At 69.0% G+C, this 25,850-nt stretch carries 22 protein-coding genes; 11 read left to right on the top strand and 11 right to left on the bottom strand.

All coding sequences use genetic code 11. From position 1 onward, the window contains the following. Positions 1-15: 15 nt before the first annotated feature. Both ZRA01_RS15350 and ZRA01_RS15345 read left to right on the top strand, forming a co-directional pair. A complete protein-coding gene (locus ZRA01_RS15350; protein WP_141353776.1) occupies positions 16-1,482 on the top strand; it encodes a Ni/Fe hydrogenase subunit alpha in 1,467 nt (488 codons plus the stop codon). A gap of 3 nt (positions 1,483-1,485) precedes the next feature. Further along, on the top strand, positions 1,486-1,980 hold the full coding sequence (locus tag ZRA01_RS15345; protein WP_141353764.1) for a hydrogenase maturation protease: 495 nt from the start codon (positions 1,486-1,488) through the stop codon (positions 1,978-1,980). Here the strand turns inward: ZRA01_RS15345 and ZRA01_RS15340 are convergent. The 3 genes from ZRA01_RS15340 to ZRA01_RS15330 all read right to left on the bottom strand — a co-directional run bounded on the left by ZRA01_RS15340 (position 1,970) and on the right by ZRA01_RS15330 (position 5,318). Further along, on the bottom strand, positions 1,970-2,557 hold the full coding sequence (locus ZRA01_RS15340) for a hypothetical protein (RefSeq protein ID WP_141353762.1): 588 nt from the start codon (positions 2,555-2,557) through the stop codon (positions 1,970-1,972). The genes ZRA01_RS15345 and ZRA01_RS15340 overlap by 11 nt on opposite strands. A gap of 575 nt (positions 2,558-3,132) precedes the next feature. After that, complete coding sequence (locus ZRA01_RS15335; RefSeq protein WP_141353759.1) at positions 3,133-3,759, bottom strand: response regulator; 627 nt, start codon at positions 3,757-3,759, stop codon at positions 3,133-3,135. Between the two features lie 377 nt (positions 3,760-4,136). Beyond that, positions 4,137-5,318, bottom strand: a complete 1,182-nt coding sequence (locus tag ZRA01_RS15330; protein ID WP_141353757.1) for a glycerate kinase — start codon at positions 5,316-5,318, stop codon at positions 4,137-4,139. A gap of 109 nt (positions 5,319-5,427) precedes the next feature. Between ZRA01_RS15330 and ZRA01_RS15325 the strand changes: the two genes are divergently transcribed. Together ZRA01_RS15325 and ZRA01_RS15320 are read left to right on the top strand one after the other, a co-directional pair. Beyond that, a complete protein-coding gene (locus ZRA01_RS15325; RefSeq protein WP_141353755.1) occupies positions 5,428-5,760 on the top strand; it encodes a hypothetical protein in 333 nt (110 codons plus the stop codon). Continuing rightward, positions 5,726-7,117: an alanine/glycine:cation symporter family protein gene (locus tag ZRA01_RS15320; protein WP_141353753.1), complete on the top strand. Its 1,392-nt coding sequence runs from the start codon at positions 5,726-5,728 to the stop codon at positions 7,115-7,117. The genes ZRA01_RS15325 and ZRA01_RS15320 overlap by 35 nt, the downstream gene beginning before the upstream one ends. 120 nt (positions 7,118-7,237) lie before the next feature. On the opposite strand, the gene ssb is transcribed toward ZRA01_RS15320, so the two are convergent. Next, positions 7,238-7,810, bottom strand: coding sequence for a single-stranded DNA-binding protein (gene ssb / locus ZRA01_RS15315; protein ID WP_141353751.1), 573 nt, complete (start codon positions 7,808-7,810; stop codon positions 7,238-7,240). A 30-nt stretch (positions 7,811-7,840) separates the two neighbouring features. After that, on the bottom strand, positions 7,841-9,013 hold the full coding sequence (locus tag ZRA01_RS15310; RefSeq protein ID WP_141353794.1) for an MFS transporter: 1,173 nt from the start codon (positions 9,011-9,013) through the stop codon (positions 7,841-7,843). A 92-nt stretch (positions 9,014-9,105) separates the two neighbouring features. Here ZRA01_RS15310 and uvrA point away from each other — a divergent pair, with 92 nt between their 5' ends. The 7 genes from uvrA to ZRA01_RS15275 all read left to right on the top strand — a co-directional run bounded on the left by uvrA (position 9,106) and on the right by ZRA01_RS15275 (position 18,478). Next, entirely contained in the window at positions 9,106-11,952 is a 2,847-nt protein-coding gene (uvrA, locus tag ZRA01_RS15305) for an excinuclease ABC subunit UvrA (protein WP_141353749.1), read from the top strand. Beyond that, positions 11,949-12,857, top strand: coding sequence for a DUF1186 domain-containing protein (locus ZRA01_RS15300; protein ID WP_141353792.1), 909 nt, complete (start codon positions 11,949-11,951; stop codon positions 12,855-12,857). Before uvrA ends, ZRA01_RS15300 begins: the two co-directional genes overlap by 4 nt. A 72-nt stretch (positions 12,858-12,929) precedes the next feature. After that, positions 12,930-13,628 (top strand): YceH family protein, encoded by a 699-nt coding sequence (locus ZRA01_RS15295; protein WP_141353747.1) that lies wholly within the window; start codon positions 12,930-12,932, stop codon positions 13,626-13,628. An 86-nt stretch (positions 13,629-13,714) separates the two neighbouring features. After that, positions 13,715-14,497 carry a prolipoprotein diacylglyceryl transferase gene (lgt, locus tag ZRA01_RS15290; RefSeq protein WP_141353745.1) on the top strand — a complete coding sequence of 261 codons (783 nt, stop codon included), beginning with the start codon at positions 13,715-13,717 and terminating at the stop codon, positions 14,495-14,497. A gap of 48 nt (positions 14,498-14,545) precedes the next feature. Further along, positions 14,546-15,613, top strand: a complete 1,068-nt coding sequence (locus ZRA01_RS15285) for an alkene reductase (RefSeq protein WP_141353744.1) — start codon at positions 14,546-14,548, stop codon at positions 15,611-15,613. 110 nt (positions 15,614-15,723) lie between these two features. Next, positions 15,724-16,368 (top strand): hypothetical protein, encoded by a 645-nt coding sequence (locus ZRA01_RS15280; protein WP_141353741.1) that lies wholly within the window; start codon positions 15,724-15,726, stop codon positions 16,366-16,368. Between the two features lie 511 nt (positions 16,369-16,879). Further along, the gene (locus ZRA01_RS15275; protein ID WP_141353739.1) at positions 16,880-18,478 is read left to right on the top strand and encodes an integrase; all 1,599 of its coding nucleotides are present in this window, start codon (positions 16,880-16,882) and stop codon (positions 18,476-18,478) included. 593 nt (positions 18,479-19,071) lie between these two features. On the opposite strand, the gene ZRA01_RS15270 is transcribed toward ZRA01_RS15275, so the two are convergent. The 6 genes from ZRA01_RS15270 to ZRA01_RS15245 all read right to left on the bottom strand — a co-directional run. After that, a complete protein-coding gene (locus ZRA01_RS15270; protein WP_141353737.1) occupies positions 19,072-19,383 on the bottom strand; it encodes an AzlD domain-containing protein in 312 nt (103 codons plus the stop codon). Next, positions 19,380-20,084 (bottom strand): AzlC family ABC transporter permease, encoded by a 705-nt coding sequence (locus tag ZRA01_RS15265; RefSeq protein ID WP_141353735.1) that lies wholly within the window; start codon positions 20,082-20,084, stop codon positions 19,380-19,382. The genes ZRA01_RS15270 and ZRA01_RS15265 overlap by 4 nt, the downstream gene beginning before the upstream one ends. Before the next feature lie 228 nt (positions 20,085-20,312). After that, the gene (locus ZRA01_RS15260) at positions 20,313-21,461 is read right to left on the bottom strand and encodes a patatin-like phospholipase family protein (RefSeq protein ID WP_141353733.1); all 1,149 of its coding nucleotides are present in this window, start codon (positions 21,459-21,461) and stop codon (positions 20,313-20,315) included. Positions 21,462-21,764: 303 nt separating this feature from the next. Next, entirely contained in the window at positions 21,765-22,181 is a 417-nt protein-coding gene (locus ZRA01_RS15255; protein ID WP_141353731.1) for a hypothetical protein, read from the bottom strand. Continuing rightward, positions 22,178-25,282, bottom strand: coding sequence for an efflux RND transporter permease subunit (locus tag ZRA01_RS15250; RefSeq protein WP_141353790.1), 3,105 nt, complete (start codon positions 25,280-25,282; stop codon positions 22,178-22,180). The genes ZRA01_RS15255 and ZRA01_RS15250 overlap by 4 nt, the downstream gene beginning before the upstream one ends. A 17-nt stretch (positions 25,283-25,299) precedes the next feature. Then, the coding region (locus tag ZRA01_RS15245; protein ID WP_141353729.1) for a permuted SH3 domain-containing protein at positions 25,300-25,850 on the bottom strand (551 nt) is incomplete at its 5' end.

Raw genomic sequence — 25,850 nt, 5'->3', positions numbered from 1 at the left:
TCCAAAGGAGCACCCATGAGCTTCGAACTGGAAACCGCCGCCAACCGCGAAAGCCTGCGCCGGGTCGCCATCGACCCCGTCTCGCGCGTCGAGGGCCACGGCAAGGTCACGCTGCTGCTCGACGAGGCCGGCCACGTGCGCGAGGCCCGGCTGCATATCGTCGAGTTTCGCGGCTTCGAAAAATTCATCCAGGGCCGCCCCTACTGGGAAGTGCCAGTGATGGTGCAGCGCCTGTGCGGCATCTGCCCGGTGAGCCACCACCTGGCCGCCGCCAAGGCCCTCGACCCGGTGGTCGGCGCCCTGACCATCACCCCCACCGCCGAGAAGATCCGGCGGCTGATGCACTACGGGCAGGTCCTCCAGTCCCACGCGCTGCACTTCTTCCACCTCTCGTCGCCCGACCTGCTGTTCGGCTTCGAATCGCCGGTGCAGCAGCGCAACATCGTCGGCGTCGCCGGAGCCTACCCGGAGGTCGCCCGGCAAGGCGTGCTGCTGCGCAAGTTTGGCCAGGAGGTGATCCGCATCACCGCCGGCAAGCGCGTGCACGGCACCGGGGCGATCCCTGGCGGGGTCAATAAATCCCTCACCGCCGCCGAGCGCGACGAGCTGCTGCAGGATGCCGACCAGATGATCCAATGGAGCCGCGACGCGGTGCACCTGGCCCGCCGCCTCCACGAGACCAACGGCTCGCTGTACGACGAATTCGGGCTGTTCCGCAGCCACCTCTTCAGCATCGTGCGGGCCGACGGCGCCCTCGACCTCTACGACGGCAGCCTGCGCCTGCGCGACGCCCGCGGCCAGATCGTCCTCGACCACCTGCCCTGCGCCGACTACGCCACGCACATCACCGAAGAGGTGAAGCCGTGGAGCTACATGAAGCTCCCCTTCATCACCGAACTCGGCGCCGCCCGGGGCTGGTACAAGGTGGGCCCGCTGGCGCGGGTGCAGAACTGCGACTTCATCCCCAGCCCGCTCGCCGAGCTCGAGCGCCAGGCCTTCGTGGCCCACGGCGAGGGCGAGCCCATCCACGCCCCGCTGGCCTACCACTGGGCGCGCATGATCGAGATGCTCCACGCCGCCGAGGTGATCCGCAGCCTGCTCGACGACCCCGACCTGCTCTCCGACAACCGCCTCGCCGAAGGCCCGCGCCAGCGCGAAGGGGTCGGCATCATCGAAGCCCCGCGCGGCACCCTGATCCACCACTACCGCGTGGGCGACGACGACCTGGTGAGCTACTGCAACCTGATCGTCTCCACCACCCACAACAACCAGGCCATGAACGAAGCCGTGCGCCAGGTGGCCCGGCGCTACCTCGACGGGCGGCAGCTCACCGAGGGCCTGCTCAATCACATCGAGGTCGCCATCCGCGCCTTCGACCCCTGCCTGTCCTGCGCCACCCACGCCCTGGGCAAGATGCCGCTGGCGGTCGAGCTCGTCAATGCCGACGGCAGCCTGGTGGATAGCGCCACCAGCGGAGGCTGAGGCATGTCGGTGGTGGTTTTCGCGGTGGGCAACCCCTCGCGGGGTGACGACGCCCTTGGGCCCCTATTGATGGCCGGGCTCGAGCAGCAGGCCCGGCCTGGCGTCCACCTGGTGAGCGACTTCCAGCTGCAGATCGAGCACGCCCTCGATCTCGAAGGCCATCAGCTGGCCCTCTTCATCGATGCCGGCACGGGCACCCCGGCCCCCTTCGACTTCCGCGAAATCGGCCCGGCAGCAACCCGGCCGGTCAGCTCCCACGCGCTCGCCCCCGAGGCCGTGCTGCAGGTTTACGCCGACATCCAGCGCCGGCCCCCGCCGGCCGCCTTCGTGCTGTGCGTCTGCGGCGAAGACTTCCGCCTGGGCGAGGGCCTGAGCCCGGCAGCCGAGCGCAACCTGGCCGCTGCGCGCGGCCATCTGGAGCGTTGTCTGGAGCAGGCCGACCCCGCCTGCTGGCGTCGGTATATCGACAGCCTGGCGGCAAGCGAGCTCAGCACTTGAGCTGATCGCGCCGCCGGCAGTACTCCGCGATCAGCAGCGAGACGGCCTGCGCCTCGGCAAACTCGAGGTCGACCGGGTTGCGCAGCTGGGCTGCAATCACCGCCAACCCGCGCGCGCCCGCCTCCCCCTCGCCCCGAACCATCAGCAGGTAGTCACAGGGCGTGTCGTGGCGGGCTACCGAGCCCGGATCGATACCGATGCACGCCGCCGGCCGATTCGAATCGAGCCAGCCCTGAAGCGCATCCTGGAAGGGCGCGCAGGACATCACCCGCTCGGATTCACCGCAGGGCGCCAGCCCCTGAGCCCACGCCAGCTCCTCATGCAGAAACGCTCCGTCCGGACTGATGAAACCGATCACGATGCGTTCGGCGTCGAGGGCCCGCAGCAGCTGGCGCAAGGCTCGCAGGCAGGCAAAGCGCGCGTCATCCAGGTGGCGGACAAGGGCTGCCCCGGTGATGGCCGCATCGGAGACCAAGTCACGCATGTGGGCCTCGGCGCATTGATTGACCCAGCGGCCCACGCCGGCGAAATCCAGCAGCTGCTCCTCGTGCGGCACCATCATGTTCATCACGTTCATCGCCACCACCCCGGGGGGGCGAATCTTCTTTCTGCTTCACCGACACCACCCGCCATAATCGTCAAAATCAAAATCCGCACCCAAGCAAGGCGCCTCAAAAACTCAATTTTTGAAAACAACTTCAAATTTGACAAAGAAATTAATGCCAGAGGAGATTTTTAGCGCAGGCGGATTCCACACGCATTCGAATTTGACAAAATTTTATAAAAAAGACAGCTTGGCTGACATCCGCAAGCCCACTGGCGATGAAGGCTGACGGCAAAAAAATCACACTTCCGCTCACAAAGGGGTGTCTGCACGAAAGCGCCAGCCACCGACGGAGCCGCGCCCGGGGCGCCTGGAGCGGCCCGGGCGCGGCCATTCACCCGGCAAGGTTCGTTGAGCCAATGAACGGCGCTGGCCTGTGCCCGGTGCTGAGGCCTGGCGAAGGAAGGATATGCGCGGCCATGCGGCCAGCGCCCCGCCGCCCTCGCGGCGGCTCACCTTCCCGTCACGAAGTGCCGCGGGTAAACGGCAGAAACCCGGCAGATGGGCTGCCGGGTTTCTGAATGGGGGTCAGTCTGGAGCGGGTCGGCTCAGGCGGCGCGGCCCCGGCGCTGCATGGCCATGATCTTGGCCTGCACATAGCCCTTGAGTTCCCGGAAGGGAACCGGCTTGCTGTAGAGGATGACGTCGGCAGGCAACCCGCCGTTCTCGAGGATCTCGTCGTCGGCGAGACCGCTGACGACGACGATGTCGAGCTCCTGGAGCTGCGGATCGGCGCGCAGGCGGCGGATCATCTCGAAACCATCGATCCCAGGCATTCGCAAGTCCGTGATCAGCAGATCCGGCGACATCCGCCCGATTTCCAGGAGACCGTCGATGCCACTGGAAACCATGCGCACCTGGAGCGGCAAGCCCCACGACGAAAACGTGTGCTCGTAGAGCTTCTGGAGGATGCGGTCATCCTCGGCGACGAGGATCTGCAGGGTGTTGGCCGGCGCACGCGCCTGGGTCTGGGCTCCGCTGCCCGCCATCGACCGGGCACGGAACTCCTCGATCGAACTGACCCGGATCCGGCGGTGACCACCGGCGGTCTTCCAGCCGTCCAGCTGGCCGTTCTCGACCATCTGTTGAACAGTACCTAGCGACAACCCCAGGCGCTGGGCTGCTTCAGAGGTGCTGCAATATTCCTTTTCGGGAGATTCGTGCGGGACGGCCATGGATTCGAACGCTAAATAACGTGATTTTTACAATGGTAACAGTTTCGTCGGTGTCACCGCCAAGTCAGGACATTACTTTAGCATAGCCGTGAATTCGTCAAAATCAATAAACGCCTTGACCATGCAAGCGCCTGGAAGCGCCACAGACACGAGCTATCGAAACAAAACGAACCGCCTGCCCCCGGAGCCCCACCGGAAACCTGGGAGAATGTTGCCGCCCATGGCCTCAGGAAGCCCGTGTTCACACGGTCTCAAGGTAGAGAGTGTAACAGCTGGGGGCCAGACAGGCTTTTGCGCAAGCGCAAGCAGATGGCGCTGCGGGTGGTCCTCCCCCGCTCGCCCACCGGCCCATGGATGCACCGGGGCAGAGGGGACGCTCAGGGCGTAGGCTCCCGGCCATCGGCCTCGCTCCGGCCGGCCGACAAGCCGCCGCCGATGCGCAAGACTTCAGCGATGTTGCGCGCTGCCGCGCGCAGGTTGTCCGCCGCAGCGGCCAGGGCCTCCTCCAGAGAGCAGGGCCGGCGGACCACGCTGAAGGAGGCATCGACCCCATGGGCCTGCAGCGCCGCCACGTCGTCCCCCAGGCCGCCGGCGATCGCGATCACCGGCTTGCCATGGCGCCGGGCGATGCGGGCCACCCCCAGCGGCGCCTTGCCGCGCAGGCTCTGGGCGTCGAGCCTGCCCTCACCGACGATGACGAGGTCGGCCTCGGCCACCACCGCCTCCAGGCCCAGCGCAGTGGTGACGATCTCGATGCCGGGGCGCAGGTGGGCGCCCAGCACACCCAGCAGCGCCGCCCCCATGCCACCCGCCGCGCCGGCGCCGGGCACGTCGGCCACCGCGACGCCCAGGGTCTGCTGCAGCACTGCGGCAAAATGGGCCAGGTTGGCGTCGAGGCGCTCCACCATGGCCGGCGTGGCCCCCTTCTGCGGCCCGAACACCACCGACGCGCCCCGCTCGCCGGTGAGCGGGTTGTCCACATCGCAGGCCACCTCGATACGGCACGCGGCCAGGCGCGGATCGAGCCCGTCGAGGCCGATCTGCGCCAGTTCGCCCAGGCCACCGCCGCCCGGGCCAAGGGCCTGGCCAGCCCCATCGACGAGCGTCACGCCGAGCGCCTGCAGCATGCCGGCCCCCGCATCGTTGGTGGCGCTGCCGCCGATGCCGATGATGAGGTGACGCGCCCCCGCATCGAGCGCCGCGCGGATCAGCTCACCGGTGCCGAAGCTGGTGGTCAGCAGCGGATTGCGCCGGGCCGGCGGCACCAGCGCCAGCCCGCTGGCAGCCGCCATCTCGATCACCGCCGTCGCTCCGTCGCCGGTCAGGCCGTAGAACGCCTCCACCGGCAGCCCGAGCGGCCCGGTCACCCGCACGGCGACCCGGCGGCCCCTGGTGGCCGCCACCATCGCGTCGACGGTGCCCTCACCGCCGTCGGCAACCGGCAGGCGGCAGAAGCGAGCCTCCGGAAACACCTCCCGGAAACCCGCCTCGATGGCCAGCGCCACCTCGGCGGCAGACAGGCTCTCCTTGTAGGAATCGGGTGCAATCACGATCTTCATGGGCACGGCTCCTTCTGCTGGGGTCAGTATTGTCGGCAACACAAGCATGACATGGCCCCTGCCCGCGCCGCACGCCGTTAGAATCGCGGCTTGCGCCGGGAGCACCCCTGTGCACCGCACCCACGACAGCCCCCACGCCACCATGAACGACAATCCGATCTGGAAAATGCGGGTCGAAGGCCTCAAGCGCCACGCCCACGACAACCGGTGGGGCCGGGAGGCCCTCCGCCAATGGGCCCAGGAAGGCCTGATGGACGAGGCCCCCGATGTTGCCGCGATGATCGAGCAATGGCCCCAGCGTTACACGGACCTGCCGCCCGACGCCTGGCCCGCCGCCCTGCTGCCCGAAAAACGGGGCCGACCCCGGCCCATCTCACCTCGCCCGCGCACCTCCCAAGGACTCCCCGATGCAATCCCTCCACGGCTTCTTCACCGCCCTTAACGACCTCGTCTGGGGCGTCCCGATGATCGTGCTGATCCTCGGCACCGGCCTCTATCTGCAGATCCGCCTGGGCTTCATGCCCATCTTCAAGATCGGCTTCGGTTTCCGCATGATCTGGCAAAGCCGCCACCCTGGCGCCCGGGCCGAAGGCGAGATCTCGCCCTTCGCCGCGCTCATGACGGCCCTGTCGGCCACCGTCGGCACCGGCAACATCGCCGGCGTGGCCACCGCCATCGCGCTGGGCGGCCCCGGCGCCCTGTTCTGGATGTGGATGACCGCCTTCGTCGGCATGGCCACCAAGTACGGCGAAGTCGTGCTCGCCGTGAAGTTCCGCGAGGTGGACGACAAGGGCGAGCACGCCGGCGGCCCCATGTTCGCCATCAAGAACGGCCTCGGCAAGCAATGGCGCTGGCTGGGCACCGCCTTCGCGATCTTCGGCGGGCTGGCGGGTTTCGGCATCGGCAACATGGTCCAGGCCAACGGCATCGCCAGCGCGGTGCATAACGCGTTCGGCGTCGACACCTGGATCACCGGCATCGTGCTCGTGGTGCTCACCGGCGCCGTGGTGCTGGGCGGCATCCGGCGCATCGGCGCGGTGGCCGAGTGGCTGGTGCCCTTCATGTGCATCGGCTACATCCTGAGCGTGGGCGTCGTGCTCTACGTGTTCGCCGACCGCATCCCCGAGGCCCTCGCCACCATCTTCGCCCAGGCCTTCAGCCCCACCGCCGCCACCGGCGGCTTCGTCGGCTCGACGGTGATGATGGCGATCCAGAAGGGCGTCGCCCGCGGCATCTTCTCCAACGAAGCCGGCCTTGGCACCGCCGGCATCGCCCAGGCCGCCGGCGCCACCCCCGACCCGGTGTATTCGGGCCTGATCGGCATGATGGGCACCTTCATCGACACCATCATCGTGTGCACCATGACCGGCCTCGCGATCATGGTGAGCGGCGTATGGACGTCCGGCGCCACCGGCGCGGTACTGAGCGCCCAGGCCTTCGAGGCGGCGATGCCCGGCGTCGGCAAATATCTGCTCGCGGTGTCGCTCACGCTGTTCGCCTTCACCACCATCCTCGGCTGGGGCTACTACAGCGAAAAGTGCTGGGAGTTCCTGGTCGGCACGCTCATCGAAAAGCCCTTCCGCATCCTGTGGACCATCTCGGTCTACTTCGGCGCGGTGCTCAGCCTCGACTTCGCCTGGCTCGTCGCCGACACCCTCAACGCGCTGATGGCCATCCCCAACCTCATCTCGCTGCTGCTGCTCTCCCCGCTCATCGTCCGCCTGACCCGCGAGTACTTTGCCCGGCGCGAGGCGGATGCGGGCGCCACGCGCCCGATCGCCGCAGCCCAGGAGCGCTGAGACGGCGGGAATCCACCAAGGCCGCGCCGAAACAGCCGCGCCCACAAAGACAAACCCCCGCAACTGCGGGGGTTTGTCTTTGAACGCGCCCGGCTCCGCTCGAAGCGAAGCAGGTGTACTTTAAAACGGAATATCGTCGTCGAAATCGCCGAAGCTGCCGCCACCGGCCGGCTTCTTGGGCGCCGCCGGGGCGCTGGGGGCCGGGGCTCCGCCACCGAAGCCGCCACCGCCACCACCGCCACCGTAGTTGCCACCACCACCGCCGCCGCCGGCATTGCCACCACCGAAACCGCCGGCATCACGGCCACCGCCGTAACCGCCCTCGTTGCGGGCCGGGGCGCCTTCGCCGCCCATGCCCTGACGGCTGCCGAGCATCTTCATCTCGTCGGCGCGGATTTCGGTGGTGTAACGGTCCTGGCCGTCCTTGTCCTGCCACTTGCGGGTGCGCAGCGAGCCTTCCACATACACCTGGCTACCCTTGCGCAGGTACTGGCCGGCGATCTCGGCGAGCTTGCCGAAGAACGCCACCCGGTGCCACTCGGTGGCTTCGCGCTTCTCACCGGTGGCCTTGTCGCGCCAGGTGTCGGTGGTGGCGAGGGTGATGTTGCAGATCGCGTCGCCGCTGGGGGCGTAGCGGGTTTCCGGGTCTTTGCCGAGGTTGCCGACAAGAATCACTTTGTTGACCGAAGCCATATGTCTCTCCTGAAAAATTCTGGGGTTGCGTCAGGCGGCAGCCACCCGGCGCACCGGCGGCGGCGCCATGCCCGCCGCGAGGATCAGCCAGGCCAGGGCCAGCCCGGCGCACAGCAGCGAAACCGAGCCGGGGCCCATGTGCTGGGCCAGCCAGCCGCCCAGCGCCCCGCCGAGGAACAGCCCGAGGGACTGCAGCGTGTTGTAGATACCCAGCGCCGTGCCCTTGGCGTGGGGCGGCGCGATCTTGGAAATCCAGGACGGCTGGGTGGCCTCCAGCACGTTGAAGGCCACGAAGAACAACGTGAGCAGCACGGCCAGCGGCCACAGCCCGCTGCTGCCGGTGGCGTAAAGCCCGGCCTGCACCACAAGTAGCAGGCCGATGGCGGCGTTGAAGACCTTCTTCATGGCGCCCTTCTTCTCGGCCATGATCACCGCCGGCACCATCACCACGAAGGACAGCAGCACCGCCGGCAGATACACCTTCCAGTGCTCGGGCATCGGCAGGCCGGCGGCGACCAGCCCGGCCGGCACCAGCACCCACATCGCGGTCTGCATCAGGTGCAGCGCAAACACGCCGAAGTTGAGCCGCATCAACTGGCCGTTGCCCAGCACCTCGGCGAAGCGTCCGGTGGCGCGGGGCACCGGCGGCGCGGCCGGCACCACGAAGATCACGGTGAACACCGCCGCCACCGCCAGCGCGCCGGTGAGCCAGAACAGCCCGCTCATGCCGATCGCCGCGTAGAGCAGCGGCGCCGCCACCATCGACACCGCAAACACCAGGCCGATTGACGAGCCGATCATCGCCATCACCTTGGTGCGGTGCTGGTCGCGGGTGAGGTCGGCGGCCAGCGCGGTGACCGCCGCCGAGATCGCCCCGGCGCCCTGCAGCACGCGGCCGATCACTACCGTCTGCACGTCGGTGGCCATCGCCGCTACAACGCTGCCGGCGATGAACAAAAGCAGCCCGAAGACGATCACCGGCTTGCGCCCGAAGCGGTCGGAGGCCGCGCCGAAGGGGATCTGCAGGAAGGCCTGGGTCAGGCCGTAGGCGCCGATGGCCATGCCCACCAGGGCCACGTTGTCGCCGCCGGGCATGCCGTGGGCGTGCACCGCGAAGACGGGCAGGATGAGGAAGAGCCCCAGCATGCGCAGGGCAAAGATCGCCGCCAGCGAGGCACCGGCGCGGCGCTCGGCCGGGCTCATCTTGTCGATGTCGGAAGAAGCCATTAAACGTGCTGCGAGGTGAGGGGCAAGGGGCGTATATTAACAGGTTGCCCCTCAGCCCCGAACGCTCCATGGACGCGATCAAAATCCGCGGTGCCCGCACCCACAACCTTAAAAACGTCGCCCTCGACATCCCCCGCGACAAGCTCACGGTGATCACCGGCCTGTCCGGCTCCGGCAAGAGCTCACTCGCCTTCGACACCCTCTACGCCGAGGGCCAGCGCCGCTATGTCGAGTCGCTGTCGGCCTACGCGCGGCAGTTCCTGCAGCTCATGGAAAAGCCCGACGTGGACCTCATCGAAGGCCTCTCGCCGGCGATCTCCATCGAGCAGAAGGCCACCAGCCACAACCCGCGCTCCACGGTCGGCACCGTCACCGAGATCCACGACTACCTGCGCCTGCTCTACGCCCGCGCCGGCACGCCCCACTGCCCCGACCACCCCGAGCACGCCCTCGAAGCCCAGAGCGTCTCGCAGATGGTCGACGCGGTGCTCGCGCTGCCCGAAGACACCCGGCTGATGATCGTCGCCCCGGTGGTGACGGGCCGCAAGGGCGAGCAGGCCGACCTCCTCGCCGAACTCCGCGCCCAGGGCTTCGTGCGGGTGCGCGTCGATGGCGTGGTGCATGAGCTCGACAACATGCCGGTGCTCGACAAGAACCGTCGCCACGTCATCGAGGTGGTGGTCGACCGCTTCAAGGTGCGCCAGGACCTGCGCGGCCGCATCGCCGAATCCTTCGAGACCGCCCTCACCCACGCCGAGGGCCGCGCCATCGCCGTCGAGATGGACAGCGGCACCGAGCACCTCTTCTCGGCCAAGTTCGCCTGCCCGGTGTGCAGCTTCGCGCTGGCCGAACTCGAACCGCGGCTGTTCTCCTTCAACAACCCGGTGGGCGCCTGCCCCAAGTGCGACGGCCTGGGCAATGTCGATTTCTTCGACCCCGCGCGCGTCGTCGCCCACCCCGATCTCTCCCTCGCCTCCGGCGCCATCCGCGGCTGGGACCGCCGCAACCAGTTCTACTTCCAGCTCCTCGCCAGCCTCGCCGACCACTACGAGTTCGACATCGAGACGCCCTTCGAGGAGCTCCCCGAAAAGATCCGCGGCATCGTGCTGGGCGGCTCCGGGCGCGACAAGATCGCCTTCCGCTACCTCTCCGACGGCGGCCGCCAGGTGCTCAAGGAACACACCTTCGAGGGCATCATCCCCAACCTCGAACGCCGCTACCGCGAGACCGACTCGGTGGCGGTGCGCGAGGAGCTCTCCAAATACCGCGCCAACTGCGCCTGCCCGGCCTGCCAGGGCACCCGCCTGCGCACCGAGGCGCGCTTCGTGCTGATCGGCGGGCGCAACCTGTCCGAGGTCAGCCGCCTGCCGCTGGCCCGCAGCCGTGATTTCTTCGACGGCCTCCAGCTCACCGGCCAGCGCGGCCAGGTGGCCGACAAGCTGGTCTCCGAAATCTCGGCGCGGCTGCAGTTCCTCATCAACGTGGGGCTCGACTACCTCTCGCTGGATCGCTCCGCCGACACCCTGTCTGGCGGTGAATCCCAGCGCATCCGGCTCGCCAGCCAGATCGGCTCCGGCCTCACCGGCGTCATGTACGTGCTCGACGAGCCCTCCATCGGCCTCCACCAGCGCGACAACGACCGTCTCCTCGAAACCCTGCGCCGCCTGCGCGACATGGGCAACACCGTGATCGTCGTCGAGCACGACGAAGACGCCATCCGCATGGCCGACTACGTGGTCGACATGGGCCCCGGCGCCGGCGAGCACGGCGGCCGGGTGATCGCCGAGGGCCGCCCCGAGGACATCGCCGCCCACCCCGACTCCCTCACCGGCGCCTACCTGTCGGGCACCCGCAGCATCGCCGTGCCCGTCAAGCGCAATGCCCCCGATCCGGAGCGCCAGCTGCGCATCGAAGGCGCCAGCGGCAACAACCTCAAAGACGTTACCGTCGAGGTGCCGGTGGGCCTGTTCACCTGCGTCACCGGCGTGTCAGGCAGCGGCAAGAGCACCCTCATCAACGACACCCTGCACGCCCTCGCCGCCCGCCACCTCAACGGCAGCAGCATCGAGGCCGCGCCCTGCGCCGCCGTGCACGGCCTCGACCACTTCGACAAGGTCATCAACGTCGACCAGAGCCCCATCGGCCGCACCCCGCGCTCCAACCCGGCCACCTACACCGGCCTGCTCACCCCCATCCGCGACATCTTCTCCGGCGTACCCGAGGCCAAGGCCCGCGGCTACGGCCCGGGGCGCTTCAGCTTCAACGTCAAGGGCGGGCGCTGCGAAGCGTGCCAGGGCGACGGCCTCATCAAGGTCGAGATGCACTTCCTGCCCGACATGTACGTGCCCTGCGACATCTGCCACGGCAAGCGCTACAACCGCGAAACCCTCGAGATCCGCTACAAGGGCAAGAACATCTTCGAAGTGCTCGAGATGACCGTCGAGCAGGCCCTGGCCTTCTTCAGCGCCGTGCCCATCGTGGCCCGCAAGCTCGACACCCTGATGCAGGTCGGCCTCGGCTACATCCGCCTCGGCCAGAGCGCCACCACCCTGTCGGGCGGCGAGGCCCAGCGCGTCAAGCTGGCCCTCGAGCTCTCCAAGCGCGACACCGGCCGCACCCTCTACATCCTCGACGAGCCCACCACCGGCCTGCACTTCGCCGACATCGAGATGCTCCTCAGCGTGCTCCACCGCCTGCGCGACCACGGCAACACCGTAGTCGTCATCGAGCACAACCTCGACGTCATCAAGACCGCCGACTGGCTCATCGACATGGGCCCCGAGGGCGGCAATGGCGGCGGCACCGTGGTGGGCACCGGCACGCCCGAAACCCTCGCTGCCAACCCGGCCAGCCACACCGGCCGCTACCTCGCCCGCCTGCTGCCCACCCGAACCCGCACCACGCCCACACCATGACCGACATCTGGACCGCCCTCGCCCCCCAGCTCGCGCACCTCAGCCCCACCCAGCCGCGGGAGGCCCTCGCCCTCGCCGACACCCACCGGGCCGAGGTCGCCCCCCCGCTCGTCGCGCTGCTCGAAGCCCTCGCCGCCGACCCCGCGCCGGCCAGGGCCGACGGCTACGTGCTGCACCTCTACGCCATGCTGCTCCTCGCCGCCTGGCGCGACACCCGCGCCTACCGGCCGCTGGCCGAGCTCGGCCACCTCGACGAAGCGAGCATCGACGAAGTCTTCGGCCAGCTCGTCCACGACAGCTACGGCCGCGCGCTGGCCTCGTGCTGCGACGGCGACATCGCGCCCCTCACCCGCCTCGCCGACGCGGCCAGCGCCAGCCTGTGGGCCCGCGCCGCGGCCCTCGAAGCCCTCACCCTCGCCGCCCTCACCGGGCGCGCTGCCCGCGGCCCGGTGGTCGATTTCCTGGCCGACTTCGGCGCCCGCGAGGCCCTGCTGCTGAAAGACAAGCCCGACGCCGGCGCCGAGCTCGAACTCCTCGACCTGCTGGTGGTGTGCCTCGCCGACCTGGGCGCCGTCGAGCATCTGCCGACGATCCGCGAATGGTTCGCCGCCGGCCTGGTGGACGACAGCTACGCCACCCCCGCCGACATCGCCGCCGACATCCAGCGCAGCCCCGCCGAATGCCTCGCCGCACTGCAGGACGCCGGCCGCGGCCTGATCGACGACGTCGCCCGCGAAACCGCCCTGTGGCCCGCCTTCCACGAGCTGCCGCCGGTCCAGCTGCCGCCCATCCCCCTGGGCAGCCTGCGCGAACCCATCCGGCGCGACGAAACCAAGGTCGGCCGCAACGACCCCTGCCCCTGCGGCAGCGGCCGCAAGTACAAAAAATGCCACGGTGCCAACTGAACCCAGCCCGCCGCGGCCTTGTCACAGCGCCTCGGCTATCATGAAGCCCTCGCCCGTAACCGGAAGCACACCATGACAGACACCCTGCCCGATGCCCCCGCCGACGCTCCCGAAGCCAGCCCTGGTTTCGACCTCGACGACTTCGAGGTGCGCGTCCTCGCGGTGCTCATTGAAAAAGCCTTCGTCACCCCCGACACCTACCCGCTGTCGGTGAACAGCCTGGTCAGCGGCTGCAACCAGCTCACCGGCCGCGAGCCGGTGATGAGCCTCTCCGAGGCCACCGTGCTCGCCACCCTCGACCGCCTCGCCGAGCGCGGCCTCGTCAGCCAGCGCCACCAGGCCGGCGCGCGGGTCGCCAAGTGGGAACACCAGATCCGCCTGCGCCACTCGCTCACCCCGCCGATGCAGGCCGTGCTGGCCATCCTCATGCTGCGCGGCGCGCAAACGGTCGGCGAGATCCGCGCCCGCTGCGAACGCATGCACGCCTTCGGCAGCCCCGCCGAAGTCGAGGAGATCCTCGAAAAGCTCGGCGACAAATACCCGCCGATGGTCATCCAGCTGCCCAAGGCCCCCGGCACCAAGGAAGCCCGCTACACCCACCTGATGAGCGGCGAGGCCGCCGCCAGCCAGCACGCCTTCGACACCGCCGGCGACGCCGCCGCCCCCCGCGGCAGCCGGGTCGGCGAGCTCGAAGAAGAAGTCCGCCGCCTGCGCCAGCAGCTCGAATGGCTCACCAACGAGTTCGAAGCCTTCCGCAAGCAGTTCCAGTAAGCGTCTCAACCACGCCGCCGGGCCGGCCCCCATCAACTTGCAGGGCCCGGCCCACCCGGCCACCACACCGCCTCTCAGACACACCGATGTTCGTCCACCCCCAGTTCGACCCCATCGCCCTCTCCATCGGCCCGCTGTCCATCCGCTGGTACGGGCTCATGTACCTCGTCGCCTTCATCCTCTTCGTCGTGCTCGGCCGCGCCCACGCCCGCCGCCGGCCCGAGCTCGGCTGGACGCCCCAGCAGATCGACGACCTGCTCTTCTATGGCGTGCTCGGCGTGATCCTCGGCGGCCGCCTGGGCTACGTGCTGTTCTACAAGCCCGCCTACTACCTCGCCCACCCGGCCGAGATCCTCGCCGTGTGGCAGGGCGGCATGGCCTTCCACGGCGGCTTCCTCGGCGTGCTCGTCGCCATGTGGCTGTTCGGCCGGCGCACCCAGCGCCCCTGGCTCGCCGTCACCGACTTCATCGCCCCGCTGGTGCCCCTCGGCCTCGCTGCCGGGCGGATGGGCAACTTCATCAATGGCGAACTCGTCGGCCGCGTCACCGACGTGCCCTGGGCGATGGTCTTCCCGCAGGTCGACGGCCTCGCCCGCCACCCCTCCCAGCTCTACCAGTTCGCCCTCGAAGGGCTCAGCCTGTTCTTCATCCTGTGGTGGTTCTCGGCCAAGCCCCGGCCCCGCGGCCTGGTGTCGGCGGTCTTCCTGATCGGCTACGGCGCCTTCCGCTTCATCGCCGAATTCGGCCGCGAACCCGACGACTTCCTCGGCCTGCTCACCTTCGGCATGTCGATGGGCCAGTGGCTGTCGCTGCCGATGATCGCCGCCGGCCTGCTGATGGCCGCCTGGGCCGCGAAACGCCAGGCCTGAACCCGCCAGCATCCCGAACCCACCCGCAACCCAACCCGGAGAGAGCCCATGTCCGCCCTGTTCCAGCCCCTGCAAGCCGGCGCCCTGCTGCTGCCCAACCGCATCCTGATGGCGCCCCTCACCCGCTGCCGCGCCAGCGCCGACAACGTGCCCACCGAGCTGATGGCCACCCACTACGCCCAGCGCGCCAGCGCCGGCCTGCTGATCGCCGAGGCCACCATGGCGATGCCCGGCCAAGGCGCCTTCGGCAACGAGCCGGGCATCCACTCCGACGCCCAGGTGGCCGGCTGGAAGCAGGTCACCGACGCCGTGCACGCCGCCGGCGGGCGCATCGTGCTGCAGATCTGGCACGGCGGCCGCGCCTGCCACCCCTACTACAACGACGGCGCCCAGCCGGTCGGCCCCAGCCCCATCGCCATCACCAACAACGAGCTGCGCACCCCCGACGGCAAGCAGCCCTACGTCACCCCCCGTGAGCTGCGCGACGACGAGATCCCCGCCATCGTCGCCGGCTTCGGCAAGGCCGCCGCCAACGCCAAGGCCGCCGGCTTCGACGGCGTCGAGGTGCACGGCGCCAACGGCTACCTGCTCGACGAGTTCCTGCGCGACGGCGCCAACCGCCGCAGCGGCCCCTACGGCGGCCCCCTCGAGAACCGCGCCCGCCTGCTCCTCGAAGTGCTCGACGCCACCTGCGACGTGTGGGGCGCCGACCGGGTCGGCCTGCGCATCTCGCCCCTCAACAGCTTCAACAGCATGGTGGATAGCGACCCGGTGGGCCTCGTCAGCTGGCTCGGCAAGCGCCTCAACGCCTACAAGCTCGCCTACCTGCACGTGATGCGCGCCGACTTCCTCGGCCAGCAGAAGGGCGACGTGCTCACCCCCGCCCGCCAGGCCTACGAGGGCGTGCTGATCGGCAACATGGGCTACAGCCCCATCGAGGCCTCCAGCGCCGTCGAGAGCGGCCAGCTCGACGCGGTGGCCTTCGGCGTGCCCTTCCTCGCCAACCCCGACCTCCCCGCCCGCATCAAGGCCGGCGCCCAGCTCAACCCCGCCGACCCCAACACCTTCTACACCCGCGGCGCGGCCGGCTACACCGACTACCCCTTCATGCAGTAAGCCCTCCCTGCGGACCGGAGCAGGCCCCGCCTGCCGCGCCGATTCCCGCCTTGCCGCCCGGCGAGGCGGGAGCTAGGCTGAATGGAAGCTTGAGGAGTTCGAGCCCTTCCATGCCCAGCCTTCACCCCCTTCCCGCCCGCAACACCCGACATCCGCATCGGCTCGCCGCCCTGCTCGCCAGCGCCCTGCTGAGCGCCTGCACCGGCCTCCTGCCCACCTCCAGGCAGGCCGTCAGCAACCAGTGGCAGAGCTTCGACGACGCCAAGCACAGCTTCGACCAGATCGTCCCCTACCGCACCGACATGGACACGGTGCGTGAGCTCGGCTTCGACCCCGCCAAGACCCCCAACGTGCAGATCCTCAACCACTCGCAGGTAGTGCGCGCCGTGCTCCCCTCGCCGCTGCAGGAGCTCGGCACCATTCCCAAGGGCATCGTCGACTGCATGAAAGCCCAGGAAACCTGCGTCGGCTACTTCATGGAACCCAGCCACATCGACCGCAAGCGCGTCGGCAACTTCATGCTCGACTTCCTCAACTTCAAGCGCGACACCCTCACCACCGGCTGGAAGTTCGGCGCGCTGATCGTGGTGATCAACGACAAGGTCGTCTACAAACAACGGAGCGGCCGCCCGAAGATCGAAGAAACCGAAGTCCGCAACAACCCGCTGGGGCCGCTGCAGGGGATGGGGGAATCGATGAAGGGGGTTGTGAGGCAGACACGGCAGGGGCGGCGACGCCATCGGCGCGTGCGTTGATCACAGCCGAATAGGGGGGGCTTGCTGTCGGCGGACAGCAGCCCAGCCATGGCCGGCTGGCGCCGGCTCAAGGCTCTACAGATGAGGGCGAAAGAGTCGCGGGACTCGCCTCAGGCGAGAGCGGTCACGCCGTGTGAAGAGCGCTTGGCAGGGGCCGATCTGGTTGCGTATGGAATGGAGATCGGCCGAACCATAGACTCATGCTGACGCGCTAGAGTGACGGCTGTTGGTCAGGAACGGCCGCCTGATGAAGATTGAACGAGTGCCCAGACAGACTGAAAGCAGACGGCGGCCCAGAGCGATGTTGTTCAGCGCAATGGCTTGCTCCGTGCAAGCCATTGCGCTGGGACGCCTTCGCGAGGCGTAAAAAAGGCCCTGCGACGCAGGGCCTCTAAAAAATGGGGGCTTGAGCCGGTTGGATTAAGCAGTTGAACTGCAGCCTCCGCTTGGGTCGCGCCCCGCTTAGTCGGTTAGCCAACGCTTTGTCGGCACATGATGCATAATAAGTCCCATGCTCACATTTGTCAATCCACTCGAGAACATTGCGGCCGTAAGGCTCCTAGAATTCCTGGCGGAGACGAAGCCGTGGTATCGGTCCCTGTGGGGCATTGGCGTTGTGTTGGCGATGGAGGAACTGCATGAAGCCTGTACGGCCATGCGGCAAGGGCATTTGAGCGAAGCTGCGATCAAACGAATGGCCTCCTCTCTCCAGAAGCGGGTCGGGGTGCATCCTGGCTTTACTGATGCCGAGAAGCAGTTTCTTGGTCATCAGCTTCAGCAGGTACCCCGAGCCGATGGGGTGGCCCATTTCGGGATTCGCGAGCTTTCAGCTCGCGTCTCGTCGGACTATCTGACACGATGGGGAAGGGCCGTCACTGGCAACAGGTTCACTGTCGAGCACTTCGCTCGCAGTGTTGCTGCTTACCTGCTCGATGCGGGGTTCGCCGGTCAATACCTACACAACTTCATCAAGGCCCGGCTTGATGCGCCGGAATTGATCTCCCTGTCGCAGCTTTGCGATGCGCTACAGGCGGAGATGTTAGCAAGCCCACGACGGGAATTTGAGGTATTGCTGGCGTTCACTAGCACTCCTGCACGGCTCAATGGCGTGCCCTCTTCGTGGTTGCAGGGTGCAGCCATCATTGCTTGGCTGAAAGAACATGGTTTCAACACGGCAGGGGTGCGCTCCCCTGTCGCGATGGTACTTAAGGTGCAAGCCAGAGATCCTTTTGGTGCGGCGAAGGCGGCACGAAATGAGGTTGACCGCTACGTTGCTCGGGCCTTGATCGCCACCGGCGAACCACTGAATTGCGTTCCGATGCTCTGGGTCAAGGGCAGCACCGCGCCTGCGCCCTTAAAGGAGGCCTCCCGCGGCGTAGGGGTGAAGGAACTGTTTCGCGAGGACCGCGTTTTTTCCACTGGTGCGAGCCAGAGCGTGGACGCCGCACTGGAGTTGCTGGCTCACTTGGAGGGAAGTTCTCCAACGGCAGCGGTCGCGGGCGGCTGGGCTGCTATCGAGGGGTTGCTTGCAGACCCGAACGACCGAGCCACTGCCGCGGACAATCTCGCCACATTAGTTACCTGCTCTTTCCCACGCGCTGAACTCACGGCATTGTCGTATCGCGCTCAGCGAACACATCCCGGGCAATGCCAAGAGCTTGAGGGCGCGCAGACCAATCGCGAGCGCTCTCGCATTCTTGCTACGATGATTGTCGACGGACGTATGCCGGAAATGTCCAGCGTGGCGGATCAAGCGGCGGCGGCTCGGCTGAAGAAGCTACTCGCCAATCCAGGCCCTGAGCTGCGTACAATCCGAGAGGCGATTGGCGAGTCGTTTCACCGGCTGTACCGACAGCGTAACCTCATTCTTCACGGGGCCAGGCTTGACAGCGTAGCGCTTACAGCCAGCCTACGCACTGTAGCCAAGCTTGTTGGCGCAGGGATGGACCGCATTACGCATGGGCACTATGTCCAGAATCTAAAGCCGCTGGAGTTGGTCGCAAAGGCTAACTTGGCTCTCGCATTGGTCAGTCGGGAGTTGCCTCTGGGATGTGTAGATTTGCTTGAAGTCGGTGGAGCTGCTGAAGACGGTAATCAAGGACCGCTCTGAAACGCGAAGCGGGCATCGAGGCGAGTTCATCCAAAGGACCGTTACGGATAGGCAGCTGCCGTTGATTGAGCCTGCCTTGTTCATCAGGGATGAGGAAAACGCGATCTCCAGCCCGCCAAGACCAGCAACGCGACGACAAGCCCCGACGCAGCCAGTTCGTCCATGCCGGGCAACGAAGAAGCCCTGCACCCCTGCAACGCCCCCTCGTTTCACGATCACGAGCCCTCGTTATCGTGATTCGTCCCCTCTATCTCAAGACTCGATAGCACATTCCCTTAACACGAGGCCTCGTGATGATGATTAGTCCTATCGTTTCTCGATCACGATAGCCAAAGCTCGAATCACGAGGGCTCGTTGTTCGAGCTTTTCCTATCGTTCTCGCATCACACCGCCTTGTGATCAAGATTAGTGGCCTCGTTGTGCCATCACACCGCCCTGTGATAGTGAAATGCGGGCGCGAGATCGTGATTCGCCTCGGCTCGCCCGCATCACGAGGCGGCTGATCCGTATCGCGCGGCTTCGAATCACGGGTATGCGCCCGCGTGATCGTGATGCGAGGCCGCGCGGTGCGATCACGGCGGGGCGAGTCGTCGTCAGCGCAGCGCCCACAGCACTGCCATCCCCGCCACGAACGGCAGCCACGGGTTGCGTGACAGCGTGACGGCCAGCACCGCCGCGATGGCGGCGGCGAGCTTGGGGTTGAACAGCTCCGGCGCGCCGTTCACCAGCACCACGTCGGGCACCACGATGGCGGCCAGGGCGGCGGCGGGGGCGTAGCGCAGGGCTTTCTGCACGGTGTCGGGCAGGCTGGCGCGCTGGCCGAGCACGATGAAGCTGGCCCGCGGCAGGAGCGTGGCGAGGCCGATCAATAGGAAGGTGAGCCACAGGCTCGCGTCGTAGTTCATCGGGCCTCCGTCTTCTTTTGCAGGTGTTCGGTGGCGAAGCCCGCCGCGATGCCGCCGACGATCGCCGCCATCACCCCCAGGCGCAGGGGCAGGCCGCGCAGCAGCACCGACAGCACGCCGCCGGTGAGCATGGCCACCAGCATCGGGCGCACCCGCGCCATCGGCACCAGCAGCACCAGGAGCGCGATGCTGGCCATGAACTCCAGCGACCAGCCCCGCGGGATGGCCCCCGCCGCCAGCACGCCGGTGAGCGTGGAGCACTGCCACAGCAGCGCGCACCACATGGACGGCGCCAGGTAGTAGCCCAGCCGCCACGCCGGGTCGGCGTCGCTGCGCAGGCGCTCGAGGCAGGTGGCAAAGACGCCGTCGGTGAGCAGGTAGCCGCACAGCCAGCGCTGCAGCAGCGTGCCGCCAGCCAGCGGCCCGGCCAGCGCGGCGCTGAAGATCACGAAGCGCAGATTGACCACCAGCGCGGTGGCGAGGATCAGCCACCACGGGGCGCCGATGGCGATCAGAGGCAGGGTGCCGAGCTGGGCGGTGGCGCCGAAGACGATGAAGCTCATGCCCATCGCCTGCACCGGCGTGAAGCCGGCGCTCACCATGGCGAGGCCGGTGACCAGCGCCCACGGGATCAAACCCACCGACACCGGCAGGCACACCCGGAAACCCTCCCGGGCTCCGGCCTTGAAACTCGGGGACATGCGCGCTCCTGCAGGATGGGGGCGCAAACTTAGCACGGGACGGCCGCCCATGACGCGGCGACGAGCCCGGGCGTGGATGAGCGGCGTGGCCCTTCGCCGCTCAACGCTCACGCCGGGGAATGGCTGGCGGGCGTGTCTCCCGCTGCAGAAGAATGGCCGGCGAAGCTTCTGCCGCGGGCCACTGCCGGCGGATGGGCTTGCCGAAGGCGGCCCGCCGCGGCTTGCCGCCTAAACCCCCCGCGGATACGGGAAGCCCGCCGGTGGCGGCAGGCTGTGGTCCACCCAGCGGCGCATCGCCGCGTCGCAGACGGCGTAGCCCCAGTTGATCAGGCGCTCCTGGGTGTCGTCGGGCATCGCGGCGAGGCGGGTGGCCAGGCGGCCCAGCTCGGCGCTGCGGGCGTCCGGGCAGGGCAGCGCGTCGGCGAGGCCGTAGTCGCTGATCTTCGAGCGCACGCTCCAGAAGGCGCCCATCCGGTCGCCGCGCAGGAAGCCGGCGATCACCTGGCGCTTGCGCAGCGCGCGCACCTGGTTGTCGACCATGTCGAGCACGCGCTTGGTGTGGCTCGCCCAGTCGATGCCCGGGTCGGGGTCGGCGCCCATGGCGAGGCCGGCGTCGCTCACCAGGATGGTCTCGTAGCGCTTCCAGGCGGTCTCGAGGCCGAGGTTGTCATACACCCCGCCGTCGGTGAGGTAAACATCGCGGGTGAAGGGCGGGTGGTGGAAGGCTTCGCCCGCGGGCGGGCTGAAGTCGGCCGGGTCGAGGCGCAGCCGCGCCGGCGAGAGCACCGGCGGAAACGCCGACGAGGCCGCCACCGCCACCGCCAGCGGCACCGTCGGGCGCTTCACCTCGCCCACCTGGTAGTCACGCATGTAGGGCTTGGAGAAGCGCCACAGGCTGCCGGTCTGCACGTTGGTGGCGTTGATCACGAAGCGCGGCGGGTCGTCGGGCAGATCCTGCAGGGTGGCGTCGCCATAGAGGTGTTCGCGGTAGGCATCGGCCACCTTGTCGTTGATCGAGCCGGGCAAAAACACGCCCTTCAGCACCGAACCCACGTCCACCGCGTGATGCGCGAAGGCGCGGATCGGCTCCACCACCTGGGTCACCAACCCCCGCGCCACGCCGCCGGCAAAGTCGAGCCGGCCCCAGCGCAGGCCCAGCAGCCCGGCGGTGATCGAGCCCCCCGACACACTGGAGATGCGGTCGAGCTGCGCCAGGTAGCCCAGCTCGTTGAGGCGCCACAGCACCCCCAGGTGGAAGATCATCGCCCGGTAGCCGCCGCCCGACAGGCACAGGGCCACGCCCGGCCGGGGCCGCGACAAACCGTCGTCGTCCACCGGCGACAGCGCCACGTGTTGCTCGGTTTTATCGAGTGGCATCTTGACCTCCCTTGCGCCCGGCACGCCCGGGCCTTGCGCCGCAATGGCCCCAGTCGGCGTCGGCCGTGAGAAACACGAAAACGGCGACGCATCCTTGTAGGGGCGACTTCAGTCACCCGCGGACTGCGATCAAAGGCATGCCTGTGATCAACGCGCGGAGGGCGACTGAAGTCGCCCCACAGGAGCGTCCCGGCTCCAGGCCCAAGGCCTGTGTCAAAAGACACCACCGCCGTCATTACCATTCAATTCAGCATAGCCAATGGCGGCCGGGTGGCAAGGGCGAGGCTGCGAGGGGCCGACGGCTCACCTGGCCCGGAAGGGTTCGAAGCGGGCCGTCTCGGTCTGCCCGTCGGCAAACTTCAGCGTCACCACCACCTTCATGGCGGGGTCGGCGGCGTAACGGGCCTTGCCCTCGAGGCGGTCGCCCGCGGCGGCCAGCACCACGCTCTGCTTGCCGGCCGGCGAGAGCAGCACCGCGCTGCCGCTGGCGCCGGCCACCGGCATCGGCTTGCCGCCGTGGTCGCTGAGATAGACGCGCACCGGCGCCGCGGTGTCGCCGCGGGCGTCCTTGGCCAGCACCAGCTCCAGGTGCCAGGCGCCGGACATGCGCAGCTGGCCGCCGTGGGGCGCCGCCATCGCGTCGAGGGTGGCGTCGTCGTGGGCAAAGGCCGGGGCGGCAAACAGCGCGGCGGCGGCGAGGATGAGGGTGTTCAACTTCATGGTGTGTCTCCTTGGGAAGAATCGGAATCAATGGACGCCAGCGCCGGCCCGCCATAGCGGCGGAACAGCAGCGGCGTGAGCAGGACGTCGAGCAGGGTCGAGCTGACGAGGCCGCCGAAGATCACCACCGCCACCGGGTGGAGGATCTCCTTGCCCGGCGCCTCGGCGGCGAAGAGCAGCGGCACCAGCGCCAGCGCGGCGGTGAGGGCGGTCATCAGCACCGGGGTCAGGCGCTCGCGGGCGCCGCGCAGCACCAGGGCGTCGCCGAAGGCCTCGCCCTCGGCCTGGTGGAGGTGCAGGTAGTGGCTGATCTTGAGGATGCCGTTGCGGGTGGCGATGCCGGTGAGGGTGACGAAGCCCACCAGCGCCGCCACCGACAGGGGCTGGCCCGCCAGCGCCAGCGCCGCCACCGCCCCCACCAGCGCCGCCGGGATGCCGACCATCACCATGCCCACCAGGCGCAGCGAGCGGTAGCGCCCGTAAAGCACCAGAAACACCAGCGCCAGCGACAGGGCGGCCAGCCCGGCGATGCGGGTCTGGGCCTCCTCCTGGGCCTGGAACTGGCCCTCGATGTCCACCGTCACGCCAACTGGCAACGGCGTGGCGGCCACCACCGCGCGCATCTCGCGCACCACCTCCGACAAACTGCCGGCGGCGTTGGCCGACACCACGATGCGCCGCCGGCCGCGGTCGCGGGCGATCTGGTTGGGGCCCTCGCCCACCTCGATGCGCGCAAGCATGCCCAGCGGCACGCTGCCCAGCGGCGTCGCCACCGGCAGCGTGGCGAGGTGCTGGGGGTCGCGCTCGGCGTCGGGCAGGCGGATCACCAGGTCGAAGCGCCGCCCGCCATCCACCACCTCGCCCACCCGCTCGCCGCCCACCAGGCGCTGCACCACGCCCAGCACCTGGGCCGGCGCGATGGCGTGGGCGGCCAGCGCCGGGTAGTCCAGCACCACCCGCAGCTGCGGGATGCGCACCTGCTTCTCCACCTGCAGGTCGGCGATGCCGGGCACCGCGGCAAAGCGCGCACGCAGGCTGTCGGCCAGGCCGCGGATCTCGTCGAGGTCGTCGCCGCTCACCTTGACGGCGATCTGGGCGCGCACGCCCGACAGCAGATGGTCGAGCCGGTGGGCGATCGGCTGGCCCACCGACACGCTGGCCGGCAGGCCGGCCAGGCGGGTGCGGATGTCGGCGATCACCTGGGCGCGGGGGCGGCCGTCGGGGCGCAGGTCCACGTCGAGCTCGCTGGAGTGCACGCCCTCGGCGTGCTCGTCGAGCTCGGCCCGGCCGGTGCGGCGGCCCACCTGCAGCACCTCCGGCACGCCGCGCAGCAGCGTCTCGGCGAGCTGCCCGACGCGCTCCGATTCGGCCAGCGCGATGCCCGGCTGGAGGATCACGTTGACCGTCAGGGTGCCCTCGTTGAAGGGCGGCAGGAAGCTGCGCGGAAAGAAGGGCACGCTGGCCGCGGCGGCCAGCACCAGCGCCAGCGCGGCCAGCAGCACCCGGCCGCACCTGGGCAACGCCCAGCCCAGCAGGCGGGCCTGGCCGGCCTTGAGGTGCGCCACCAGCCAGCCGTCGCCGTGCATCAGGCGCGGCATCTTCGGCAGCAGCAACACGCACAGCACCGGCGTCACCGTGACCGCCACCGCCAGGCTGGCCAGGATCGCCACGATGTAGGCCAGCCCCAGCGGCACGAACAGCCGCCCCTCCATGCCGGGCAGCGCAAACAGCGGCACGAACACCAGCACCACCGTGGCGGTGGCCAGCACCACCCCGGAGCGCACCTCGCTGCAGGCCCGCGCCACCACCTGCAGGGCCGGCCGCGGGCGGGCCGCGCGGCGGTTCTCCTGGAGCCGGCGCAAGACGTTCTCCACGTCCACCACCGCGTCGTCCACCAGCTCGCCGATGGCGATCGCCAGCCCGCCGAGGGTCATCGTGTTGATCGACAGCCCGAGCAGCTTGAACACCAGCACCGCCGCCAGCAGCGACAGCGGGATCGCCACCAGCGAGATCGCCGTGGTGCGCCCATTGAGCAGAAAGGCGAACAGCACCACCGCCACCAGGATCGCCCCGTCGCGCAGGGCCTCGCCCACGTTGCCCAGCGCCGCCTCGATGAAGTCGGCCTGGCGGAACAGGAAGCGCGGCGCCGCAATGCCCGGCGGCAGGCTGCCGGCCACGTCGGCCAGCACCGCCTCGACGGCGCGGGTGAGGGCAATGCTGTCGATGCCCGGCTGCTTCTGCACCGACAAAATCACCGCCGGCCTGCCGTCGAAGCCCGCCCCGCCCCGCGCCACCGCCGGCGCAAAGCCCACCTCGGCCACCTGCGACAGGCGTACCGGCACGCCCCGCGGCGCGCCCACCGGCAGGCTGGCCAGATCTTCGATGCGGCGGCTGCGGCCGATGCCGCGGATCAGCCATTCCTGCCCCTGGCGGTCGATGAAGCCACCGGCGCTGTTGGCCGCAAAGCCCGCCACCGCCGCCTCGACCGCGTCGAGCCCGACGCCCAGCGCGCGCATCCGCGCCGGGTCGGGCATCACCCGCCACTGCTTCACGCCGCCGCCGATCGGAATCACCTGGGCCACCCCGGGCACCGCCAGGAGGCGCGGGCGCAGCACCCAGTCGGCGTACTCGCGCACCGCCAGCGGGCTGGCCCGGGCCGGGTCGATGGGCAGCGCGATCAGCAGCACCTCGCCCATGATCGAGGCGATCGGCCCCAGCTGCGGCACCACCCCGGCCGGCAGGCGCTCGCGCACCGCGGCCAGGCGCTCGGTGACGCTCTGGCGCTTGCGCCAGATGTCGCTGCCCCAGTCGAACTCCACATACACCAGCGACAGCCCCACGCCCGACACCGAGCGCACCCGGGTGACGCCAGGCATGCCGTTCATCGCGGTCTCGAGGGGGAAGCTGACCAGCTGCTCGACCTCCTCCGGCGCCATCCCGCCGGCCTCGGTCATCAGCGTCACGGTGGGCTTGTCGAGGTCGGGGAAGACATCCACCGGCAGGCGCTGCAGCCCGAAGGCCCCCGCCATCAGCAGCGCCAGCGCGGCGGCCAGCACGAACAGCCGGTTGGCCAGGCTCCAGCCCACCAGGCGGTCGAACAGATTGGCCCGGGCCGGCGTCATCGCACCGCTCCCACCAGGGGCGCGCCCTGCACCACCACCCGCTCGCCGGGCGTGAGGCCGCCCTGCACCCGTACCCGGCCGGCGTCGAGCGGCGCCAGCTGGACCCGCCGCGGCGCAAACACCTCCGGCGCCTCATGCACCCACACCGTCGCCGCCTCGCCGCTCCCCATCACCGCCGCCAGCGGCAGCACCACGCCCTTGGCAGCCTGCCCGGGCAGGCTCGCGAACACCTTCACCGGCTGGCCCACCGCCAGCAGCGGCGCGCCCTCCACGCGGAACAGCAGCGGCAGCGTGCCCTCCCGCAGGCTGCGCCCACCGCCGGCAAAGCGCAGCGCGAAGCTGGCTCCGCCGGCCTCGCCGCGGGCGCTGCCCGCGCCCATGGCAGCACCGATGGCCGGGTCGTAGGCCAGCGCCTCGACCATCAGGCGGTCGGGGCGGATGAGTTCGAACAACTCGGCGCCGGCCTCGACCCGCTGCCCGGCCAGCACCAGGCCCGCCGCCACGACGCCGGCCAGCGGCGCCCGCAGCGCCTCGCGGCCGCCCAGGG

It is taken from the genome of Zoogloea ramigera (genome assembly GCF_006539865.1).
Classification (GTDB): Bacteria; Pseudomonadota; Gammaproteobacteria; order Burkholderiales; family Rhodocyclaceae; genus Zoogloea; species Zoogloea ramigera.
Note: the sequence above shows the minus strand (reverse complement) of the source record. Positions and strands in the feature narration are given on the sequence as shown.

What these genes read in the sequence shown, in the direction of transcription:
- ZRA01_RS15350 (WP_141353776.1), top strand. Translation starts at nt 16, where the DNA reads ATGAGCTTCGAACTGGAAACCGCCGCCAACCGCGAAAGCCTGCGCCGG.
- ZRA01_RS15345 (WP_141353764.1), top strand. Translation starts at nt 1,486, where the DNA reads ATGTCGGTGGTGGTTTTCGCGGTGGGCAACCCCTCGCGGGGTGACGAC.
- ZRA01_RS15340 (WP_141353762.1), bottom strand. Translation starts at nt 2,557, where the DNA reads ATGAACGTGATGAACATGATGGTGCCGCACGAGGAGCAGCTGCTGGAT.
- ZRA01_RS15335 (WP_141353759.1), bottom strand. Translation starts at nt 3,759, where the DNA reads ATGGCCGTCCCGCACGAATCTCCCGAAAAGGAATATTGCAGCACCTCT.
- ZRA01_RS15330 (WP_141353757.1), bottom strand. Translation starts at nt 5,318, where the DNA reads ATGAAGATCGTGATTGCACCCGATTCCTACAAGGAGAGCCTGTCTGCC.
- ZRA01_RS15320 (WP_141353753.1), top strand. Translation starts at nt 5,726, where the DNA reads ATGCAATCCCTCCACGGCTTCTTCACCGCCCTTAACGACCTCGTCTGG.
- ssb (WP_141353751.1), bottom strand. Translation starts at nt 7,810, where the DNA reads ATGGCTTCGGTCAACAAAGTGATTCTTGTCGGCAACCTCGGCAAAGAC.
- ZRA01_RS15310 (WP_141353794.1), bottom strand. Translation starts at nt 9,013, where the DNA reads ATGAGCCCGGCCGAGCGCCGCGCCGGTGCCTCGCTGGCGGCGATCTTT.
- uvrA (WP_141353749.1), top strand. Translation starts at nt 9,106, where the DNA reads ATGGACGCGATCAAAATCCGCGGTGCCCGCACCCACAACCTTAAAAAC.
- ZRA01_RS15300 (WP_141353792.1), top strand. Translation starts at nt 11,949, where the DNA reads ATGACCGACATCTGGACCGCCCTCGCCCCCCAGCTCGCGCACCTCAGC.
- ZRA01_RS15295 (WP_141353747.1), top strand. Translation starts at nt 12,930, where the DNA reads ATGACAGACACCCTGCCCGATGCCCCCGCCGACGCTCCCGAAGCCAGC.
- lgt (WP_141353745.1), top strand. Translation starts at nt 13,715, where the DNA reads ATGTTCGTCCACCCCCAGTTCGACCCCATCGCCCTCTCCATCGGCCCG.
- ZRA01_RS15285 (WP_141353744.1), top strand. Translation starts at nt 14,546, where the DNA reads ATGTCCGCCCTGTTCCAGCCCCTGCAAGCCGGCGCCCTGCTGCTGCCC.
- ZRA01_RS15280 (WP_141353741.1), top strand. Translation starts at nt 15,724, where the DNA reads ATGCCCAGCCTTCACCCCCTTCCCGCCCGCAACACCCGACATCCGCAT.
- ZRA01_RS15275 (WP_141353739.1), top strand. Translation starts at nt 16,880, where the DNA reads ATGCTCACATTTGTCAATCCACTCGAGAACATTGCGGCCGTAAGGCTC.
- ZRA01_RS15270 (WP_141353737.1), bottom strand. Translation starts at nt 19,383, where the DNA reads ATGAACTACGACGCGAGCCTGTGGCTCACCTTCCTATTGATCGGCCTC.
- ZRA01_RS15265 (WP_141353735.1), bottom strand. Translation starts at nt 20,084, where the DNA reads ATGTCCCCGAGTTTCAAGGCCGGAGCCCGGGAGGGTTTCCGGGTGTGC.
- ZRA01_RS15260 (WP_141353733.1), bottom strand. Translation starts at nt 21,461, where the DNA reads ATGCCACTCGATAAAACCGAGCAACACGTGGCGCTGTCGCCGGTGGAC.
- ZRA01_RS15255 (WP_141353731.1), bottom strand. Translation starts at nt 22,181, where the DNA reads ATGAAGTTGAACACCCTCATCCTCGCCGCCGCCGCGCTGTTTGCCGCC.